This is a genomic window from Xanthomonas sp. GPE 39, assembly GCF_000963005.1.
Taxonomy (GTDB): domain Bacteria; phylum Pseudomonadota; class Gammaproteobacteria; order Xanthomonadales; family Xanthomonadaceae; genus Xanthomonas_A.
On sequence record NZ_JZHZ01000007.1, the window covers coordinates 1,964,700 to 1,984,691 of the forward strand.

At 63.6% G+C, this 19,992-nt stretch carries 16 protein-coding genes and 1 tRNA gene; 12 read left to right on the plus strand and 5 right to left on the minus strand.

Annotated elements, in window-relative coordinates; translation table 11 throughout:
* The first annotated feature begins 173 nt into the window (after positions 1-173).
* Entirely contained in the window at positions 174-1,427 is a 1,254-nt protein-coding gene (locus XALGPE39_RS08305; RefSeq protein ID WP_045727777.1) for an EAL domain-containing protein, read from the plus strand.
* 128 nt (positions 1,428-1,555) lie between these two features.
* On the opposite strand, the gene XALGPE39_RS08310 is transcribed toward XALGPE39_RS08305, so the two are convergent.
* From XALGPE39_RS08310 to XALGPE39_RS08320, 3 genes are all read right to left on the minus strand, one after another.
* Entirely contained in the window at positions 1,556-1,990 is a 435-nt protein-coding gene (locus tag XALGPE39_RS08310) for a hypothetical protein (protein WP_045727778.1), read from the minus strand.
* 89 nt (positions 1,991-2,079) lie between these two features.
* Positions 2,080-2,919, minus strand: coding sequence for an amidohydrolase (locus XALGPE39_RS08315; RefSeq protein ID WP_045727779.1), 840 nt, complete (start codon positions 2,917-2,919; stop codon positions 2,080-2,082).
* A gap of 101 nt (positions 2,920-3,020) precedes the next feature.
* Positions 3,021-4,169 carry a pyridoxal phosphate-dependent aminotransferase gene (locus tag XALGPE39_RS08320; RefSeq protein WP_045727780.1) on the minus strand — a complete coding sequence of 383 codons (1,149 nt, stop codon included), beginning with the start codon at positions 4,167-4,169 and terminating at the stop codon, positions 3,021-3,023.
* A 183-nt stretch (positions 4,170-4,352) separates the two neighbouring features.
* Between XALGPE39_RS08320 and ccmA the strand changes: the two genes are divergently transcribed.
* From ccmA to XALGPE39_RS08370, 10 genes are all read left to right on the plus strand, one after another.
* A complete protein-coding gene (ccmA, locus tag XALGPE39_RS08325) occupies positions 4,353-5,000 on the plus strand; it encodes a heme ABC exporter ATP-binding protein CcmA (protein ID WP_045727781.1) in 648 nt (215 codons plus the stop codon).
* On the plus strand, positions 4,997-5,692 hold the full coding sequence (gene ccmB, locus XALGPE39_RS08330) for a heme exporter protein CcmB (protein WP_045727782.1): 696 nt from the start codon (positions 4,997-4,999) through the stop codon (positions 5,690-5,692). The genes ccmA and ccmB overlap by 4 nt, the downstream gene beginning before the upstream one ends.
* Positions 5,693-5,807: 115 nt before the next feature.
* Positions 5,808-6,557 carry a heme ABC transporter permease gene (locus XALGPE39_RS08335; protein WP_045727783.1) on the plus strand — a complete coding sequence of 250 codons (750 nt, stop codon included), beginning with the start codon at positions 5,808-5,810 and terminating at the stop codon, positions 6,555-6,557.
* On the plus strand, positions 6,554-6,730 hold the full coding sequence (locus tag XALGPE39_RS08340) for a heme exporter protein CcmD (RefSeq protein ID WP_045727784.1): 177 nt from the start codon (positions 6,554-6,556) through the stop codon (positions 6,728-6,730). Before XALGPE39_RS08335 ends, XALGPE39_RS08340 begins: the two co-directional genes overlap by 4 nt.
* Positions 6,731-6,838: 108 nt before the next feature.
* Positions 6,839-8,773: a heme lyase CcmF/NrfE family subunit gene (locus XALGPE39_RS08345; protein WP_045727785.1), complete on the plus strand. Its 1,935-nt coding sequence runs from the start codon at positions 6,839-6,841 to the stop codon at positions 8,771-8,773.
* Positions 8,773-9,375 (plus strand): DsbE family thiol:disulfide interchange protein, encoded by a 603-nt coding sequence (locus XALGPE39_RS08350; RefSeq protein ID WP_045729068.1) that lies wholly within the window; start codon positions 8,773-8,775, stop codon positions 9,373-9,375. Before XALGPE39_RS08345 ends, XALGPE39_RS08350 begins: the two co-directional genes overlap by 1 nt.
* A complete protein-coding gene (locus XALGPE39_RS08355) occupies positions 9,372-9,827 on the plus strand; it encodes a cytochrome c-type biogenesis protein (RefSeq protein ID WP_045727786.1) in 456 nt (151 codons plus the stop codon). The genes XALGPE39_RS08350 and XALGPE39_RS08355 overlap by 4 nt, the downstream gene beginning before the upstream one ends.
* A gap of 4 nt (positions 9,828-9,831) precedes the next feature.
* Positions 9,832-10,875: a cytochrome c biogenesis protein gene (locus XALGPE39_RS08360; protein WP_045727787.1), complete on the plus strand. Its 1,044-nt coding sequence runs from the start codon at positions 9,832-9,834 to the stop codon at positions 10,873-10,875.
* 230 nt (positions 10,876-11,105) lie between these two features.
* On the plus strand, positions 11,106-12,218 hold the full coding sequence (locus tag XALGPE39_RS08365; protein ID WP_045727788.1) for a homoserine O-acetyltransferase: 1,113 nt from the start codon (positions 11,106-11,108) through the stop codon (positions 12,216-12,218).
* Between the two features lie 349 nt (positions 12,219-12,567).
* Positions 12,568-12,644 (plus strand) — tRNA-Pro (locus XALGPE39_RS08370).
* Between the two features lie 514 nt (positions 12,645-13,158).
* Here the strand turns inward: XALGPE39_RS08370 and XALGPE39_RS15965 are convergent.
* Positions 13,159-16,740, minus strand: coding sequence for a YadA-like family protein (locus XALGPE39_RS15965; protein WP_161795332.1), 3,582 nt, complete (start codon positions 16,738-16,740; stop codon positions 13,159-13,161).
* 94 nt (positions 16,741-16,834) lie between these two features.
* Between XALGPE39_RS15965 and XALGPE39_RS15970 the strand changes: the two genes are divergently transcribed.
* The gene (locus tag XALGPE39_RS15970) at positions 16,835-17,359 is read left to right on the plus strand and encodes a hypothetical protein (protein ID WP_161795333.1); all 525 of its coding nucleotides are present in this window, start codon (positions 16,835-16,837) and stop codon (positions 17,357-17,359) included.
* Between the two features lie 703 nt (positions 17,360-18,062).
* Here the strand turns inward: XALGPE39_RS15970 and XALGPE39_RS08385 are convergent.
* Positions 18,063-19,979 (minus strand): CocE/NonD family hydrolase, encoded by a 1,917-nt coding sequence (locus XALGPE39_RS08385; RefSeq protein ID WP_045727790.1) that lies wholly within the window; start codon positions 19,977-19,979, stop codon positions 18,063-18,065.
* Between the last annotated feature and the right edge of the window lie 13 nt (positions 19,980-19,992).

A 19,992-nucleotide genomic window follows, 5' to 3' on the forward strand; every position in this document is an offset into this window, starting at 1 on the left:
CCACGCACGCATGTATCGCCAACATGGCGACCATCAGCATTTTGGGCAACCGCCTATGTATAGCTAGGCAACGCGCCATCGCGTAAGAACTTGCATACGCACATGCTGAAACTCCTCGATTGTATCGATTATGCAATCGCACACCATTGCCAGTAGCCTTGAGCGGATCAACCATGAACAGCACCACGCACATGCCTTTTATCAGCATAAAGAATGCCATCGTGGCTTACGAAAACGAATTGCAAGGCAGCTACGTGAGCAAGCTCTTGCAACGTCTCGGTGCAACGCACATCTATAGCGCCCACGATAGCGGGGCAGTGTTCGAACAAATCCGCACGACATCCTTCGACCTACTGGTCGCTTCCGCGCGCCTGCCGGGTGCGTCGATTCTGCAATTGGTGGATGCCCTGACCCAGATCCACTACAGCGGCCACCTGATCGTGAGCGGCTTGACGGACATGCGTATCCAGAGCGCGATCTATGAGTATGCGAGGCAACACGCCAGTAGTTCGATGCAGGTGATCTTCGCTGGAGAACCCCTGCGCCTGTTCGATTTCACCGACATGCTGTATCGGGCGGCAACACCGATCACCGCCGATGCGAATGGTCAGGTGATCGAGGATCCTGCCCCACTCATTGGCGCCAACGAAGTGTTTCGCGCCTATCGCGCCGGCGAGATCGCCGCCTTCTTTCAGCCAAGCTACTACCTGACCACTGGCACCATGGTCGGTGCGGAAGCGCTGGTGCGCTGGCACCACCCAACGCTGGGCGTCATAAGCCCGGATCGCTTTCTGACCAACCTACAAGAGTGCGACCTTGGCTGGGAACTGATCGACCAATTCATCGACACCGCTGCCAGCGTAAGCCAATCGCTGACTGCAACACACCCACTCAAGCTGTCGATCAACATTTCTTCCAGGGATATCGCCTCAGCGACCTGGGCGGACAACATCGTGCAACGACTCAAACACTCTGGTGGCAGCAGCAATCAATTCGCCATCGAAGTGACAGAGAGCGGCAGCACGAACAACAACGACACCCTCATTGCTGGCGCGGTAGCGCATTGGCGCCTGAATGGCATCGATTGCGTCATCGACGATTTCGGCACCGGTGCGTTTTCGCTCAACCGTCTGTGCACCGCGCCGTTCAATCTCCTGAAAATCGACCGGCGAATGGTCTGGCGCTCACGACTCACCCGTCATGTATTCGACATGCTCGAAGCGATAGTGCAATTGGCGCACGGACTGGGCATGCGTGTCATTGCCACAGGCATCGAAACCGAAGAAGACCTGATGCGGATGCGCAGCATCAAATGCGACATCGGCCAAGGCTATTACTTCAGCCGACCGTTGCCGATCACCCAGTTCCAGGATCTTGCCAACTCCCAGCAGAACATCTTCGGGCGGAGCACCAGCAAAGCCTACTAAACAGCGGGACAATCACCGCACCGAACACGCGCGCTTACCTGCACGAATCGATCATCCAATCGCATGCTGCGGCCGTCTCGCCCACACTTGCTTGCAGGGCGAGACGGCCAGGATTGTCGTGGGTGGAGTCAGCGGCGCTCGATGGTGAAACCGGCAACGTCCACGCCAAGGTCCACCCCCTTACCGGTACCGGCCAACGCCAACGAAATGTCGCCCTTGGTCATCACCTGCGCATCGGAGGACTTGACCACACCGGCATGCGCTTCTGCCGAGGCATAGGTACCAAACAGATCGTTGAGCGAATAAGCGCCGGTAAACCGACCACGGCCATTGACGATCTTGGATTTACCCACGCTCAGGCCGCCGCCCTTGACGTTGATCCGGACCGGGATGCTGGCACCGTTGTCGCAGGTGATGGTGCCGTTGCCTTTAGCAGTCTTGTACAACAGCGACCAACCGGACAAGTTGAAATGCAATTGGCAGTCGATATTGCCGGCGGCATGCGCCTGCGGCATGAGGGCAATACCGGCAAGCAACGCGGCAGTCGTGAGCAATTTAGTCATGGCAACGCTCCGTTGGGATAATCCGGGGCGAGCCTAGCAGCGCCTACGACTAGGCGGTGTGTGCGCCGCCAGTGCCGTCACGGTGCCGTTCAGGCATCGGCATTGGGTACGCCGAGGACGAAGCCATCGGCATCGAGCATCGCCGGGAAGCGCGCACGATGTGCCGCCAATGCCTCTGCGGAAATGGTCGTGGTCGCGACCTGTTCACGCCCGCGGATTTCCAACTGCGGCTGACCGAGGAAGTCGATCACCGCGCTGTCTCCCGCGTAATGCAGGTCGTTGCCATCCACACCGACGCGGTTGACTGCCGCCACGAAGCAAAGATTCTCGATCGCCCGTGCACGCAGCAAGGTCTGCCAGGCATAGGCACGCGCCGATGGCCAGTTGGCGACGAACAATTGCAGGTCGAAATCCATCTCCCCCGGACGTTCGACGTCGTAGCGGTTGCGACAGAACACCGGAAAACGCAGGTCGTAGCAAACCTGCGGATTGATCCGCCAGCCTTTCCATTCCACGCATAGGCGCTCGCGCCCAGCGGCATAGCGCAGATGTTCGTTGCCGTAGCGGAACAGATGACGCTTGTCGTAGTGCTGCAAAGCGCCGTCGGGCGTGACCCACAACAAACGGTTGAACACCCTGCTGCCGCCGTGTGCATCGGATACGCGCAGTTGCACGCTGCCGGTCACTGCCGCATTCAAGCCCATCGCCTGCGCGCGCATCCACGCCACCGTCGGCCCCTGCATGTCTTCGGCCTGCTCCAGCGCATCGTTGGAGAAACCGCTGGTGAAGGTCTCCGGCAGAATTACCAGATCGGTCACGCCGGCCAGCGGCGCCAGCAGTTCGGCGTAATACAGGCGATTCCCAGCAGGATCGTGCCAGAGGGTGTCGCCTTGGACGAGAGAAATGCGCAGGTCGTGAGTGGGGTACATGAGATGTCCGCAGGAGTGAAAGATCCGGACTGGTGATCCGGAAAATCAACAGCGAGATCGGCGTCGATGAACGCTTCCGAGTGCCGGGCCCCGGCAATACATCAAAGCCGCCGCAGCCGCTCGATCGCCGTGTCCAGGGTCGCCGCGTTCTTGGCGAAGCACAGCCGCGCCAGCCGCTGGCCGTGCGGCGGGGTCTGATAGAACGGCGATAGCGGGATCGCCGCCACGCCTTTCTCGATCGTCAGCCACTTGACGAACTCGGTGTCCGGCAGATCACTGATCGCAGAGTAATCGACCAGTTGGAAGTAACCGCCCGGCACCGGCAGCGGCGTGAGCCGTGTGCCGCGCAATTGCTCGGCGAAGCGGTCGCGCTTGGCCTGGTAGAACGCACCGAGTTGCTCGTCGTGTTCTGGCTCTTCGCGGATCATCGCGGCGAACGCATGCTGCGCCGGGCCAAAGCTGGTGAACGTGTTGTATTGGTGGACCTTACGAAACTCGGCGCTGAGTGCTGGCGGCGCGATTGCGTAGCCGATCTTCCAGCCAGTGCAGTGATAGGTCTTGCCGAAGCTGGAGATGACGAATGCGCGCTCACGCAGTTCCGGCCAGCGCAGCACCGACTCATGACGGCGGCCATCGAACACGATGTGCTCGTAGACCTCGTCGGAAATCAGAAAGATGTCGCGACCGCGCAGCAGTTCGGCGACCGCCTGCAAATCCTCGGCACCGAGCATCGCGCCGGACGGATTATGCGGGCTGTTGATCATCAGCAGCCGCGTGCGCGGCGTGATCGCTGCACGCACGCGCTCCCAGTCCACGGCGAAACTATGCGGGTCCAGCGCGACATGCACCGCGCACGCACCAGCCAGATCGATCGCCGGCTCGTAGCAGTCGTAGGCGGGATCGAGCACGATCACCTCATCGCCGGGCCGCACAACCGCATGGATGGCGTTGAACAACGCCTCGGTGGCACCGCTGGTCACAGTGACCTCCGTGTCCGGATCAACCTGCGCGCCGTAGCAGCGCAGCGCCTTCTCGGCGATTGCCTGACGCAACACCGGCACACCTGTCATCGGCGGGTACTGGTTGTGGCCTTCGCGGGCCGCACGGGCCAGTGCGTCGATCAAGCGCGCTGGCGCAGGGAAGTCGGGAAACCCTTGCCCCAGGTTCACCGCGCCATGCTCAGCGGCCAATTGCGACATGACGGTGAAGATGGTGGTGCCCACCTTGGGCAGCTTGGTCTGCAGGTGCATGGGAAAAAATGCGGCAATGGGAAAGCACCCTAGTGTACGCAATGCCGTTTGTCAGCGATGCGCCGCAACGGCGCAAAATCGTGTGACCGCCCACCGGCAACAACCGCCGGACGCCCGCATCTCTTACAATGCGTCTTCTCTTGCCAAGCCCGCTGCCGCGCGATCCGTCGCGGCTCTTTGCCGATGACCGATCCGCTGCATGCTTCGCCACCGCTGTTGGCTGCGCACGGGCTCACCTTCGCCCGCGACGATGCGGCCGTGTTCGGCCCGCTGGACTTCCGTCTGGATCCCGGCGAGGCGCTGCTGGTGCAAGGCGACAACGGTGCCGGCAAGACCACCCTGCTACGCGTGCTGGTCGGCCTGCTGCGTGCAGAGGCTGGACGGATCGAAATCGACGGCCACCCGGTCCGACGCGGCGACCGTGCCCGCTTCATGGCCTACCTCGGTCATCTGGGCGCATTGAAGGCAGACCTGAGCACGCTGGAAAATCTGCACTACGTCTGTGGCCTGCAAGGCCGCCGCGCCAAACAGATGCCCGGCAGCGCCTTGGCCATCGTCGGCCTGGCCGGCTATGAAGACACACTGGTCCGACAACTCTCCGCCGGACAGAAGAAGCGCTTGGCGCTGGCGCGCATGTGGTTGTCGCCAGCCCCGCTCTGGCTGCTCGACGAGCCCTACGCCAATCTCGACCTGGACGGCATCAACCTGGTCAACCGCATGATCGCCGCACACCTGCGCAGTGGTGGCGCGGCCTTGGTCACGACCCATGGTGCCTATGCCGCGCCGCCGGTGCGCACCCGGCTACTGCAGTTGAGCGGAGTGGAGGCATGAGCCCGGCAGCGCCCGTTCCCGGCCTGTGGCAAGCCACACGCGCATTGCTGCGGCGCGACCTGCGCCTGCTATGGCGCCGCCGCGGCGATGCGCTGCAGCCCGTGCTGTTGGCGCTGCTGATCGTGGTCCTGTTTGCACTGGCGTTGGGCAACCAGCCACGCCTGCTTGGCGAAGTCGCCGCCGCCACGCTGTGGCTGGCCGTCCTGCTGGCCGGACTGCTGGCACTGGACAGCCTATTCCGCAGCGACGCCGAGGACGGCTCGCTGGAACAATGGCTATTGGCGCCGGTGCCGTTGGCCTGGCTGGTGCTGGTGCGGGTGCTGGTGCACTGGACGACCACCGCCTTGCCGCTGATCGTGGCGACGCCCTTGCTGGGCGAATTACTGCACCTGCCGCATGAGCACATGCTGGCGCTGCTGGCATCGTTGGCGCTGGGAACTCCGCTGCTCAGCCTCATCGGCGCCGTCGTAGCCGCGTTGACGGTGAGCATGCAGCGCGCGGGGATTCTGGTCGCGCTGCTGGCGCTGCCGCTATACGTCCCGGTGCTGGTGTTCGGCGCCGGTAGCGTGGCGGCTGCGGCACAGGGACTGGATCCTGGCGGTGGCTTGCTCTTGTTGGCGGCGGGACTGGTGCTGGGGCTGGTACTGGCGCCACTGGCGGCGGCGGCGGCAATCCGCATCGCGCTGAGCTGAGTACCGTTGGCGCAGCGTCGACGCCGTATGGGCCGTACCATGCAGCGGTGGCGTTGCCGCAGCGCATCGCGCTCGCCGCATCGACGCCCGCCTTCCGCCCGCTAGAATCGACCGCATGGCCTCCTTCGTCCGCTGGTTTCACCAACTCGGTTCGCCGCCCATTTTCGATCGTCTCGCCGCGCGCTGGACACCGTGGTGCTATCTGCTTGCACTGCTGCTGGCCGGCGTGGGCATCTGGCAGGCGCTGTTCGTGGTGCCGGCCGACCGTCTGCAGAGCGACGCCTTTCGCATCCTCTACATCCACGTGCCCTGTGCCTGGATGAGTTTGTTCGTGTTCGGGCTGATGGCCGTATATGCGGCCATCGCGCAGGTGTGGCGGATCAAACTCTGCGAGATCCTGGCGATGGCCTGCGCGCCGATCGGTGCCACCTTCACCTTGATCACCCTGCTGACTGGCAGCATCTGGGGCCGGCCAATGTGGGGCACATGGTGGGATTGGGATCCACGCCTGACCAGCGAATTGATTCTGCTGTTCCTGTACATCGGGGTGATGGGCCTGTACCGGGCGATTGAGGACCGACGCATCGCTGCGCGTGCCGCCGGGCTGCTGGCCATCGTCGGGGTGGTGTTACTGCCGGTGATTCGCTATTCGGTGGTGTGGTGGAACTCGCTGCACCAAGGCCAGACCATCCGCCTGTTCGGCCAGTCCAGCATGGACCCGAGCATGCTGCCGCCGTTGTGGTGGATGGTCGCAGCGACCAAATTCTGGTTCGCCGGCGCGTTGCTGACGCGGGCACGCGCCGACAACCTGCGCCGCGAAGCCGGCAAGGACTGGGTCGCGCAACAGGCGCAGGTGCGCGGATGAACTACCTGCCCTACGTGATCGGTGCCTATGCGGTATTCGCTGGCGTGTTGCTGGCCGACTTCATCCTGGCGCGCGTGCAACTGCGCAGTGCCGTGCGTGCGGCGCGGCTGCGTGCGCAACGCAAGCGCCAGACCAAGACCGAGCCAGCCGCGCCGCTGGATCTGAGCCGATGAATTCGCAACACCTCGGCATCGTCCGCTTAGGCTCTGCCTGGAGCATGGATTCACCGCCCCTTGTCCCAGCTTTATGGTTGAAGGATCGCGAGCTGTGGGACTGGCACCATGTTGCCTGAACTGGGCCAACTCCTGCTGATCCTCGCCCTGCTCACCGCCGTGCTACAGGCCGTGGTGCCGCTGGCGGGGGCGCAACGCGGGGACACGCGCTGGATGGCGGTGGCACGCCCGGCGGTATACGCGCAATTGTTGCTGGTTGCTGGCGCGTTCGCAGTGCTCACCCATGCCTTCGTGACCGGGGATTTCTCGGTGGCCTACGTGGCCGACAATTCCAACTCGCTGCTGCCGCTGGTTTACCGTTATTCGGCGGTGTGGGGCGCGCACGAAGGGTCGTTGCTGCTGTGGACGCTGATTCTTGCGCTGTGGACCGCGGCCGTAGCGCTGTCGTCTCGGCATCTGCCGGCCAGCGTGATGGCGCGGGTGATCGGCACACTGGCATTGGTGAGCACGGGTTTCCTAGCGTTCCTGCTGTTTACCTCCAATCCCTTTGCACGGCTGTTACCAGCGCCGCTGGAAGGGCACGATCTCAATCCGCTGCTGCAAGACCCTGGGCTAGTGATCCATCCACCGCTGCTGTACGCCGGTTACGTCGGTTTCGCGGTGCCGTTCGCGTTCGCCGTGGCTGCGTTGCTGGATGGTCAGGTGGATGCGCGCTGGCTGCGTTGGACGCGGCCGTGGACCAATGTGGCCTGGGGATTTTTGACCATCGGCATCGCCCTAGGCAGTTGGTGGGCGTATGACGAATTGGGCTGGGGCGGCTGGTGGTTCTGGGATCCGGTGGAGAATGCCAGCTTCATGCCGTGGCTAGCCGGCGCGGCATTGCTGCATTCGCAGGCGGTCACGGAAAAGCGCGGCAGCTTCACCGCGTGGACGCTGCTGCTGGCGATCGCCACGTTCTCGCTCTCGCTGCTGGGCACGTTTCTGGTGCGCTCGGGGGTGCTGACGAGCGTGCATTCGTTCGCCGCCGATCCAGCCCGTGGTCTGTTCATTCTGGTCTTCCTGAGCTTGCTGTGCGGTGGCGCGCTCCTGCTGTACGCGCTACGCGCCGGCCATGTGGGGGCCAGCGCGGACGCTGCGCGACAAACCTTCGCCGCCGCCTCGCGCGAGACCCTGCTGCTGATCAACAACCTGCTGCTGACCTGCGCCTGCGCGATGGTGCTGCTGGGCACGTTGTATCCACTGCTGGCCGATGCGCTGGACCTGGGCAAGCTCTCGGTCGGCCCGCCCTATTTCGGCACGCTGTTCGTGGTGCTGATGGCGCCGCTGGTCGCCCTGCTGCCATTCGGGCCGCTAACCCGCTGGCAGCGCGAACAAGCATCGCGGCCACTGGCACTCCTGGCACCGTGGGCGGCGCTGGCGCTGTTGGCCGGGATACTCGGCTTTTTCCTGGCGCCACAAAGCCCATGGAAAACCGGCGTCGGCATCGCCGCAGCAGCCTGGGTGCTGCTCGGCACGGCACGCTTCGTATGGAGTCGGATGCAGCTCAAAGGCAGCCGTTTCAGCGCAGAAATGCTCGGCATGAGCTTGGCTCATGGCGGTATCGCGGTGTTCCTGATCGGCGCGCTGCTGGTGCAAGCACTGGAACAACAGCGCGAGGTAGCGTTAGCACCGGGGCAGCATGTGGAGATAGGCCGTTACCGCTTCGAACTGCGTGATCTCCAGCAACATCGGGGACCAAACTACGTGGCCGAACGCGCCCACCTACAAGTGCTGTACGACGATCACCCAATGACACGACTGTTTCCCGAGAAGCGCCTGTATGCCAGCGGCGGCCAAGCCATGACCGAAGCAGGCATCCACGCTGGTCTATTCGGTGACATCTACGTCTCCCTGGGCGAACCACTGGGCGGCAACGCCTGGGCGATGCGCCTGCACGTCAAACCCTTCGTGCGCTGGATCTGGCTCGGCGCGGCACTGATGGCGCTGGGTGGTTTCGTCAGCGCGGCCGACCGGCGCTTCCGTCGTTCTCCGGAGACCCCATGATGTCCAATCCCACCTCCGCTCGCCTGCCGCTGCCGGTCATCCTGCTCGGCGCACTGTGCGGCCTCTGCCTGCTGGCGCTGTTGCTCTACGCTGTCAAGCATTCTGGCAGCGCCGATCGCGATACGCTGCCATCGGCGCTGATCGGCAAGCCCGCGCCGACCTTCGCGCTGCCCTTGCTGCACGACGCCACGGTAAGCGTGCGCAGCCGCGATCTACTCGGCGCACCCTACGTACTCAACGTCTGGGGTAGCTGGTGCCCGTCCTGCCGCGAAGAACACCCGGTACTGACCCAATTCGCCCTGAGCAAGCGCGTGCGGGTGATCGGCTACGACTGGAAAGACAAGCGCGACGATGCCCTGCACTGGCTGGAGCAGTTGGGTAACCCGTTCCTGGCAGTACTGTTCGATCCCGAGGGCCGCACCGCAATCGACTGGGGCGTGGCCGCAGCGCCGGAAACATTCCTGGTCGATGCGCATGGCGTGGTGCGCTGGAAACATGCTGGCCCACTGAGCGAGCGCATCATCCAGAACGAACTGCTGCCAGCGCTGCGCCAGGCCGAACGCGACGCTCCCGCAGCCACACCAGGCCAGGCCGGCCAATGAACCACTGCCGGCACGCCTTGCGGGGTGGATTGCTGGTACTGCTGGCCTGGTCCACGCTAGCCGGTGCCGTGCCGCTCTCCGACCCGACCCCGCTGGCCTACCGCTCCGCCGCCGAGGAAGCGCGCTTCCATGCGCTGACCGCTGAGTTGCGCTGCGTGCAATGCCAGAACCAATCGCTGGCCGACTCGCATGCGCAGATCGCCATGGACCTGCGTCGCGAGGTGCTAGAGCTGATGCAGCAGGGCCGTTCGGATGCACAAATCAAACAGTTCCTGGTCGCGCGCTATGGCGAGTTCGTGCTGTACCGACCACGACTCGAAGCACGCACCTGGCTGCTATGGTTCGGGCCATTGGCATTGCTCGGTGCTGGTGCGCTGCTGCTGGTCCGACTGGTGCGTCGACGCGCCCCGACCACGGACACCAATCCACTGCTGGATCAACAGGAGTGGTGAGGCGATGCTGAGTTGGCAGATGTCCAGCATCGCCGTGGGACTGGCAGCGTTGCTGTTCACGACGGTGCTGTGGCCGCTGCGCGGTGATCGACGTCGTGGGGTGCTGCTCGTGGTCGCGGTGCTAGCGCTGAGTGCTGCGACCGCCGCGCTGTATGCGCTGGTCGGCACGCCACGGGCGTTGCAGGCGCAACAGCGACAAGCGCCGCACACGCTGGAAGAAGGCGTCGCACAATTGCAGGCGGCATTGCGTCAAGACCCCACCCGCGCCGACGGCTGGGCGTTGCTGGGCCGCAGTCAACGCGCGCTAGGACGCAACACCGAGGCCGCTGCCGCCTTCGCCCGTGCGGCACATCTGGCACCGGACCAGGCACCGATCCTGATCGAAGCCGCACAGGCGCGTGCACTCGCCGACCCGCAGCGACGTTTCGACGACCAGGCGCTCGCCTGGCTAGAAAAGGCCTTGCAAATTGCGCCGAACAGCGAACGCGCGGCGTGGTTCCTGGGGATCGCGCAACGCCAACGCGGCCAGAATGCCGCCGCTGCCGCCACGTGGCAGGCACTGCTGCCACGTGTGGATGCGGGAACCGCGCAGGCATTACGCCCGCAAATCGATGCTGCCCGTGCCGCTGCTGGCCTACCGCCATTGCCACAAGCCGCCATCGCCGGCACCACCCGCGCAACCGGCAGCGCAGCGCCCGCCGCCGCGACGCTGGCCGTGGTGGTCTCGGTGGAGCCCGATGTCGCCGCACGCATGCGCCTGCGCAAAGACGCCAGTCTCTTCGTGATCGCACGCGTTCCCGGTGGCTCCCCGATGCCGGTGGCGGTGCAAAAACAACCGCTGCGGGCACTGCCGTTGCAGGTCACGCTCAGCGATGCGGACAGTCCGATGCCCACGCAAACGTTGTCGCAACTGCGGCAAGTCGAAGTGGTCGCGCGGCTATCGGCCAGCGGCGATGCCATGCGTCAGAACGGCGACTTGGAATCGGCAGCGGTCATCGTGACGCTGCCGACCAGCGCGCCGGTGCAACTGCGCATCGGCAAGCATTGAAGCCAACCTCGCATCCACGCACCACGCTCCATGCCAGAACTGGCGAGGTACGCGAGGCAGTCTACGAGTCGGCACCAAGACGGTGTGGATGCGGCGACAGCGCGTGCCGTATCACGGTGGAACGCGCACTCGAATTGCGTACATCCCCAGTGATCGCACTGGCGAGGCGGCGCTCGGCCGATCTCCACGGCGGCACCACCAACCTACATCACACGCTCTAGAATCGGCACATGACCGAATTCATCCCGCCTGCTAGCCGTTTCCTCGCCCTGCCCTCGCCGTTCCCGATGAAACGCGGCGGCCATTTGCTCAACGCGCGGGTGGCTTACGAAACCTGGGGCACACTGGCGGCGGATCGCGGCAACGCGGTCCTGATCGTCACCGGCTTGTCGCCGGACGCGCATGCCGCCGCGCATGCCGACGATCCCACACCGGGCTGGTGGGAAAACATGCTCGGCCCCGGTAAACCGATCGATACGCAACGCTGGTTCGTGATCTGCATGAACGCACTGGGCAGTTGCAAAGGCTCGACTGGTCCGGCATCGCCGCATCCGGACGATGGCCAGCCGTACCGCTTGCGCTTTCCGGAGTTATCCATTGAAGACGGTGCCGATGCCGCCGCGCATGTGGTGCGTGCGCTGGGCATTGCGCAACTGGCCTGCCTGATCGGTAATTCCATGGGTGGCATGACCGCACTGGCGCTGCTACGCCGGCATCCCGGACTGGCACGCAGCCATCTCAACATTTCCGGTAGCGCGCGGGCGCTGCCGTTCTCGATTGCAATCCGCTCATTGCAACGCGAGGCGATCCGTCTGGATCCGAACTGGAACGGCGGCGACTACGACGAAACCACCTATCCCGAATCGGGCATGCGCATGGCGCGCAAACTCGGCGTGATCACCTACCGCTCTGCGCTGGAATGGGATGGCCGCTTCGGCCGCGTACGCCTGGATTCGGACCAGATCGACGACGATCCGTTCGGCCTGGAATTCAAGGTCGAAAGCTACCTCGAAGGCCACGCGCGGCGTTTCGTACGCCGCTTCGATCCCAACTGCTACCTATATCTAAGCCGCTCGATGGACTGGTTCGACCTGGCCGAATACGGCAATGGCGACGTCCTCGCCGGGCTGGCGACGATCCGCGTCGCGCGCGCCCTGGCCATCGGCGCCAACACCGACATCCTGTTCCCGGTGCAACAACAGGAACAGATCGCCGAGGGCCTGCGCAATGGCGGTGCCGACGCGCAGTTCATCGGCCTGGACTCGCCGCAGGGGCACGATGCCTTTCTGGTCGATTTCGCACGCTTCGGGCCAGCGCTGCGGCAGTTCCTGGACACGCTGTAAATCGCTCGCCGCCATGGCCCAATGCGATCTTGCCGCTATCGCCGCCGATGGCGACGCGCCCGCCCTCGACGGCGGCGCGACTACGCAAACACCATGGTGGCTCGCCGCGGTCGTCCTACGCCGCCGCCAGATTCCGCATCATGCGCATCATCGGCTTTGCGCGCTTTGCCGGCCTGATACCACCCTGCTTACAACCGGCTTCATCTGGGATGCCGGCATTACCATGTTCCATGGCATGAAATTGGAGGCCCGACGAAGTCAAGCAAGGCCGGCAGCCCGACAGGCTGAAAATTTTTCGCCAAGGATCTTGCCGAAGGCGGGGGGGAACCCGTATCATGTGCGGCTTATTCGGGGTGTAGCTCAGTCTGGTAGAGCGCTACGTTCGGGACGTAGAGGTCGCAGGTTCGAATCCTGTCTCCCCGACCATCAATCAAGCCTGGAAAACGAGAGTTTTCCGGGCTTTTTTGTACGTCGAACAGTCGATCCGGCAATCCATCGCAGCGCTGGTGGTAACGCATACGACATGCCATCGCCTTGGCTGAAAGGATATTGACGGCCAGACCAGGCAAAAAAGCACGGGGAGATGGCGGACATCTGTGCATCGCAGCACTTGCGTGCAAAGCACATTGCACAGTCCCAACCGAAGTTGCGGCAGAGCAAAAACACGCGTAAATGGCACTGATCCAAGCACCGAACATCGCAAGACCAAACTGCGCGCGAAGAATGCAACGCCCAATGGACGGAACCTGAGATTGACAGTGCGGCCTGAGTGAATCGTGCTGTATTCCAGCCCTCAGAACGCCACCCTCAGCACCGCGCAGCTCGATACAAGGGACATTGCAAATATTCACTCCGCGATGGTGCGCATGCTGGAGCGTGCGCCAGCCCCCATGGAATGCGCTCTCACGCAGGCCATGGAGGCCATCGCACTGGAGAGCGACTACCAAACCCGCGCCGCACCAATCGACGCACCGCTATCACCACGGCTGTTGGAACTGGCGCTCAGCCGATAAACCCAACTGCCGCTTTCGGAAACCGTGGAAAGACCGATCGCAATACCGCTTTGTCCGTGGAAGCTACTCAATGCCACCGCCATCGCGCTCTGATCCGGCTGATAGGCCTGCGGCAAGCTCGCCATCGCCATCGCGGACGCAGTGCCGGCATTAGCGTGCTCACTGACTTTGCCGATATTACTGTCGAGGCTTGCGAAGCGTTGGTCGGTATAGGACTTCGACCAATCTTTTGCAGCCTGAACACCCGCATTCAGTTGACCGACATTGACCGCATCGCTCGTCGCCGTACCAGCAGCCACGTTATGCACGGCCACCGGAGCGCTGACACCAGCGGGATTGGCACGCCCCAGGGTCAGGCTTTGGTAATTGGCGCTGCCATCGGGATTGGTGTCGTAACCGACCGAACCGTTCTGCACTTGTTGTACCTGCGACTGCACACCTTTGAGCTGCGCGACGTTGACCGCATCGCTGTCCTGCGAACCTGCCGCCACCCCGTTGATCTGGCGATAAGCACCGTTAGCCGCATCGCCGACCGACACACTCGCCAGCGTGCTGGTGGTGGCATTGATCGCGGCGGCCTGACTCGCGCTGGCATTGCCGGGCACATACCCAGCCGCACCGGCAGCCGTGGAGGCCACCGCGCCTGCGCCCAACGCGACGCCGCCAGCCTGGCTCACCTTGCTGCCGGCGCCCACCGCCACCGCTTGCGTGGCCGCCGCCGATGCCTGCGTCCCCAATGCCACCGCATCGGCCAACTGAACATTGGCGCCCTGACCAATTGCAATGCCACCGGGCGCGGCTCGCTGCACCACCGCACCATTGCCGACACCGATGCCGTTATCGCCGTTGACCACGGTCTGCGGCCCCACCGCCACCGATTCGGTACCGATTGCCAATGCATCGGTCGCGGTGGAGTTGGCATGGAAATACTGTACCGGGGTCACCGCAAAGGATGTCAGCGCACCGGCCAACTGACGAACGGTCACTGCATCCTGCGCTTGCGTACCGTCGGCGACATTGGTGATCTGCCGATAACTGGTGCTGCTGCCAAGGCTGAGCGCACCAAGCAAGGTGCGATCGGTGGTGTTGTAGTTGATCAGCGAACTGCCCGCAGGAATCGTGCCGGTAGCGGCGGCCAGCGCACGATTGGAGACCGCACCCGCACCAAGCGCCACGCTGTTGTCGATGCTGGCCGATGCGCCCAGACCAGCCGCAAACGCCCCCTGACCCGAAGCCGATGCGTTCTTGCCCACCGCCGTCGCATTGCCGCCAGTGGCAGCATCGTTCGCGAAATTGCTGCCGACCACGCCATTGTCGTTCGCGCTGTAGTAGTGGATGGTGTTGGCCTGCACCGAGCTGGCCAGGCTTTGCACGGCACTGTTGGTGGCGAACAACTGGCTGCCGTTGACCGCGTCGGTACTGCCGAGACTGAGCCGGCCAGCGGCCAAATTGGTCAGCGTGCGCTCGTTGCCGGCGCTGCCCACGCTGAGCGTACCGACCGGCGCGGTCCCCGCGAAGGAATACGCGGTCCCGTTGATCGTGGCGCCCGTGGTGGCGACCGGCGCCGCGGTCACGCTGCTACCCTGCCCCAGCGCCACGTTGACCCCGGCGATGCCCGCCGCAATGCTCGCGCCACGGCCAATCACCACGCTGCTGGTGGCGCCGTTGTCGCTGGCGCCGCTGCCGGCCACCACCGATCCCACACCGCTCGCAGTGGTGGAGAAACCCAGCGCGAGCGCATTTTGCGCAGCAGCAGTGGAGGCATTGCCCAGCGCCACCGCATTCTGCGCACTGGCGCTGGAGGCTGGACCAATCGCCACGCTATCGGTGCCGCTGGCGGTCGCATCGGCTTGGGTCGAATTACTACGAAAATACTTGATGCCGCCACCGTTATTGATATTGCCAACGCTACTGCCCAAGCTCTGCACGGCACTGTTGGTGGCGAACAACTGGCTGCCATTGACCGCGTCCGTGCTGCTGGCGCTGACCTGACCAGCAGCCAGATTGGTCAGCGTGCGCTCGTTGCCGGCGGTGCCGATGCTGAGCGTGCCGACCGGCGCGGTCCCGGCGAAGGAATAGGTGGTCCCGTTGAGCGTGGCGCCCGTGGTGCCGACCGGCGCCGCGGTCACGCTGCTGCCCTGCCCCAACGCCACGTTGACCCCGGCGATGCCCGCCGCAATGCTCGCGCCACGGCCAATCACCACGCTGCTGGTGGCGCCGTTGTCGCTGGCACCACTGCCCACCACCACCGAGCCCACACCGTTTGCGCTGGTGGAGAAACCCAGCGCGACCGCGTTGGTGCCAGTGGCAGCGGCGGATTGACCAATCGCCACCGCACGTTGCGCACTGGCGTTGGAGTTCCCCCCTAGCGCGATGGCGTTCGAGCCATTGGCCGTCGCGGTATCGCCCAGCGCGATGGCGCTCGCCGCACCGGCGGTGGACGCGTTGCCCAAGGCCACCGCGCCTTGCCCGATCGCGCTATTGGCATTACCGATAGCGACCGCACCGTTGGCCGTGGTGTTGCCAGCGGCATCACCGGCCGCCGTGTTGTTCGCACCCACCGCCACCGCGCCGGTACCGTTGGAGACGTTGGGATCGCCAATGGCCACCGCACCGTTGCCGGTAGCGTTTTGACTCAGGCCGATCGCCACCGCACCGCCCGCCGTCGTGCCGCTATTGGCCGACGCCGAGGAGCCGATCGCCACGTTCTGGCCAGTGGCGCCGGATTGAGCGGTATTGCCGATGGCGATACCCGACGCAGCCTGCGCACTGGAGGACGGACCGAGAGCGATGCTCGACGCGGCCTGCGCACTGGAAGACGCACCGATGGAGATAGCCGACGCGGCCTGCGCACTGGAAGACACACCGATGGCGATGGCCGAGGCATTGGCGCCGGCATTGGCCGCATTGCCCAGCGCCACCGCAGAGGTACCGCTGGCAGTGGCGCCGACGCCAGCCGCCAAGGACCTCGTCCCGGCGTTGGCCCCGTTACCCAGCGCGGTTGCCAGCAGCGCGTTGGCGAACGCGTTGTTACCGATGGCCACGGCTTGCGCCGCCGCCGTCGCATTGGTGCCCATCGCCAACGAGGCAATCGCCGTGGCCTGCGCATTCGTGCCAATGGCAATGGTATTTTGCGCCGAGGCCACCGACTGACCACCGATGGCGATGGCACCGAGGCCAGAAGCTTGCGCGCCGCTGGTGGAATTGCTGCCAATTGCCACTGAATTGGTTCCCGAGGCGGTCGTCGAGTTGGCCTGAGACAGCGGGGTAGTACCGTCGCCGCCGGCCCCACCAATGGCCACGCTGTTCAATGCGCTGGCAGTGCTGCCGAAACCCAACGCGGTGCTGGCCGTGCCGCTGGCCTGGTTTTGCAGACCGAACGCCGAAGCCCAGCGCGCGGCCGTGGACTGAGAACCGAACACCGATGCGCCGGCGCCCGTCGCCTGACCGAAGCTGCCGAAAATACTGACCGCATCCAGGCCGGCGCCGGTCGCATTGCAACCGGCCACGCTTGCAAAGGTACCCGAGCCATCGGTGGGATAAGCATTGGTGGCCCCCGGATTGCTCCTGCCTACGAGAACTCCCCCGCCAGAGGTGCAGGTCGTGACATTGCCAGCGGAATTCACCGGCGCAAAGACGCTGGCCCAGCCCGCTCCCGACCAACCCACACTTGCCAGGGCCACAGCCAATGCGGATGCGGTCAAGCGCAATCGGCGCCGCTGCTCAAGTTCGCCGCCAGTGGAGGCATCACGCACAGGTGCCTCCAAGAACATTCTCGCGTGTGCCGCCATTGCGTTCTGGCGCTTGCCGTATCGCTTTCTCATATTGGGTGTCCTGGGTTTTCGCAAAGGAAAGCACTCGATCAATCGCCCATTGGGCAATTCAAGTATCGAAATGCTGCATTATTTTTTTCAGTTACGACGTCGGAGCGCTGATGAGGCAGCACCGTCGAACAGAAACAATTCGGAGATCTCAACAAAAAACGTCTTTAGATTCACCAACAACACCACTGTAGTGCCGCCGGAAAAACGCGGAAAATGCTGGAAATATTCACGCACCACCTTTGTGCATCGCGATTCCCGCGCGCCGCGCATGCTCACCCCATCACGACTCGCGACGCTTTTTTAACCACACTCAATGCCAATCAAGGCATGGACAGCGCGAACGCAAAAAGATGGCAACAATGTATTTAAAAAGCTCTGAAAGCCCAGAATGAGATTGGCTGCTTGATAATGGAAATTACGCAGATCTTGCAACTTCCAGACTACATTGCACATGCATGAAAATATTTCCAATAGGTATACACCCGGGCACGCAGACCATGGGTAGACAAAATTCAGCAATGAACAATGAACGCGCAACCCTAATTACATTGTGATTTTTATGAATACGCAGCCGCATGAGAAAATAGGCAGAAAATACTCGGAAATCTGACTGAAGAACGCACGAAACCTTCGAATTATTTTCGCACTCGAATCCAGAGACCGTACTTTTTGCAAATGCGGCGATGCAGATGGGCCACTAAAAATGTCTACGTAGCACTCACAACCTGATGCGTTCAATCAGGTTTTTCGCTGATATCTGCGCATCCAGCAGGACTCCGTTTGCTTGCCGGAATCACGCGAGCGGGCTTGGCGTTTTCGGTCCGCATACACACACTCGGCACGAATCGTGCGCAAACGATTGAGCGCATTCGACAAACGCCCAACAGGCCGGCGCTCATGCACGTTCGCGTCACTGACGACACCACTTGCAAGGCGCCATGCGCCGCACTACGGAGCGCCCGGTGGTGGGCGTTCCGCAGTGCGGCACGGATGCGCTCACGGCATGCTCAATACACCGGCAATTCGATGAAGCTGGGCTGCTGCGGCGTGTGCCAGATCCGCTGCGTGGCTTTTTGATAATCGCCGGGCTTGGCGAAATAGATGTTCGGCACGTAGGTCTGCGGGTTACGGTCGTACAGTGGGAACAGGCTGGATTGCACCTGCACCATCACCCGGTGACCGCGCTGGAAGATGTGGTTGGCGGTAGGCAACCCGAACGTGTAAGCCAGCGGCTGGTTCGGCGCTAGCGGTGCGGGATGCTCGAAACTCTCGCGGTAGCGGCCACGGAAGATCGCCAGCGATATCGGCAATTCGTAGCCGCCCATTTGCGGATCGGAGGCCACCTGATCCGGGTACACATCGATCAACTTGACCACCCAGTCGCTATCACGGCCGCTGGTGGAGGCCTGCAGGTGCACCTGCGGCGCACCAGCGATGCGCAACGGCGCTTGCAACGGCTCGCTGACGAAGGTCAACACATCCGGGCGGCCATCGACGAAACGTTGATCGTGGACCAGCCAGGTGGTCCACATGCCGCGGTCACTGAACACAACCGGGCGCGGCACGAACGGCACCGGCTTGGCGGGGTCGGACACATATTCGGTGTACTCGCCCTGCCCGGCTTTAGGCGCATCGAACGACACCGTGCCGCCAGCTTCCAGGTACAGCGGCTTGCTCTGCGCCGCGCAGCCCTGCGCACAACTCAAGGGCCAGTGCTGCAGGCGATCCCAGTGGTTGGCGCCGGTGTTGTAGATCAGCACCGGCGGCGTGTCGGCCTTGGGCGCGCCGTCCACCAGGTATTGGTCGAAGAACGGCTTCAACACGTCGCGGCGGAATTGCAGCGTGGTATCGCCGTCGAACTGCAACGCACCCAACGAGGTGCCGCCGCCATTGACCTGACTATGCCGCCACGGCCCCATCACCAGATAGTTGCGGTCGTTGTCGGTGTCGCGCGGCTCCATCGCGGTGTAACTGTGGATCGCGCCCCACATGTCTTCCTGATCCCACAAGCCCTGCAACCACATCGTCGGCACTTTCAACGGGGTGCGCGCCATGACCTTGTCCAGCGCCTGGAGTTGCCAGAACGCATCGTAAGCCGGGTGCTCGGTGAGCTTGTGCCACCACGGCAGTTGCTCCAGGCCAGCGGCCTTGGCATAGGCACCGACCGAACCGGCGCGCAGGAAGTTGCTGTAGTCGTCGTACCCCTGGCGCGCAATGCTCGTGCCCTTGCCGCGCTTGCTCAGCTGGGCGGTGAAGTAATCCAGGTTGACCTGGCGGAAAGCGCCGTAGTTGAGCCAGTCATCGCCCATCCAGCCATCGATCATCGGGCTTTCCGGCGCTGCCACCTTCAGCGCCGGATGCGGATCGGTCAGCGCCATGACCACGGTGAATCCCTCGTAAGACGAGCCGATCATGCCGACCTTGCCGTTGGACTCGGGCACGTGCTTGACCAGCCAGTCGATGGTGTCCCAGGCGTCGGTGGCGTGATCCACCTTGGTGGAATTGAGCGGGCCGCGCAGTGGCCGGGTCATCACGTAATCGCCCTCGGAGCCGTACTTGCCGCGCACGTCCTGGTATACGCGAATGTAACCGCCGTCCACGAAGACCTCATCGCTCTGCGGCAGCAGCTCGCGCATCTGCGGGGAGAACAGACGTTTGGCGCGCTCGCTGGCCTCGTAGGGCGTGCGCGTCAGCAGGATCGGCGCGCCATGTGCATGCTTGGGCAGCACGATCACCGTATGCAGCTTGACCCCGTCGCGCATCGGGATCATCACCTCGCGCTTGATGTAGTCGTCCATCGCGGTCGGCGCGACGAAAGGCTTGCCGGTGATGTCCGGCGTCATGGGCGCGGTCTGGGCGATCGCGCCATTGGCGATCATGACGGCGACGGCGGTGGCAAGCAGACGGGGAACAAGACGGCGCATGAGCTGATCGCAT

Excerpts from the sequence above, each read along its gene's own strand:
- ccmA (WP_045727781.1), top strand. The coding sequence starts at position 4,353 with ATGACCGATCCGCTGCATGCTTCGCCACCGCTGTTGGCTGCGCACGGG.
- XALGPE39_RS08365 (WP_045727788.1), top strand. The coding sequence starts at position 11,106 with ATGACCGAATTCATCCCGCCTGCTAGCCGTTTCCTCGCCCTGCCCTCG.
- XALGPE39_RS08315 (WP_045727779.1), bottom strand. The coding sequence starts at position 2,919 with ATGTACCCCACTCACGACCTGCGCATTTCTCTCGTCCAAGGCGACACC.
- XALGPE39_RS08320 (WP_045727780.1), bottom strand. The coding sequence starts at position 4,169 with ATGCACCTGCAGACCAAGCTGCCCAAGGTGGGCACCACCATCTTCACC.
- XALGPE39_RS08355 (WP_045727786.1), top strand. The coding sequence starts at position 9,372 with ATGAACCACTGCCGGCACGCCTTGCGGGGTGGATTGCTGGTACTGCTG.
- XALGPE39_RS08345 (WP_045727785.1), top strand. The coding sequence starts at position 6,839 with ATGTTGCCTGAACTGGGCCAACTCCTGCTGATCCTCGCCCTGCTCACC.
- ccmB (WP_045727782.1), top strand. The coding sequence starts at position 4,997 with ATGAGCCCGGCAGCGCCCGTTCCCGGCCTGTGGCAAGCCACACGCGCA.
- XALGPE39_RS08340 (WP_045727784.1), top strand. The coding sequence starts at position 6,554 with ATGAACTACCTGCCCTACGTGATCGGTGCCTATGCGGTATTCGCTGGC.
- XALGPE39_RS08350 (WP_045729068.1), top strand. The coding sequence starts at position 8,773 with ATGTCCAATCCCACCTCCGCTCGCCTGCCGCTGCCGGTCATCCTGCTC.
- XALGPE39_RS08305 (WP_045727777.1), top strand. The coding sequence starts at position 174 with ATGAACAGCACCACGCACATGCCTTTTATCAGCATAAAGAATGCCATC.
- XALGPE39_RS08310 (WP_045727778.1), bottom strand. The coding sequence starts at position 1,990 with ATGACTAAATTGCTCACGACTGCCGCGTTGCTTGCCGGTATTGCCCTC.
- XALGPE39_RS08360 (WP_045727787.1), top strand. The coding sequence starts at position 9,832 with ATGCTGAGTTGGCAGATGTCCAGCATCGCCGTGGGACTGGCAGCGTTG.
- XALGPE39_RS08335 (WP_045727783.1), top strand. The coding sequence starts at position 5,808 with ATGGCCTCCTTCGTCCGCTGGTTTCACCAACTCGGTTCGCCGCCCATT.
- XALGPE39_RS08385 (WP_045727790.1), bottom strand. The coding sequence starts at position 19,979 with ATGCGCCGTCTTGTTCCCCGTCTGCTTGCCACCGCCGTCGCCGTCATG.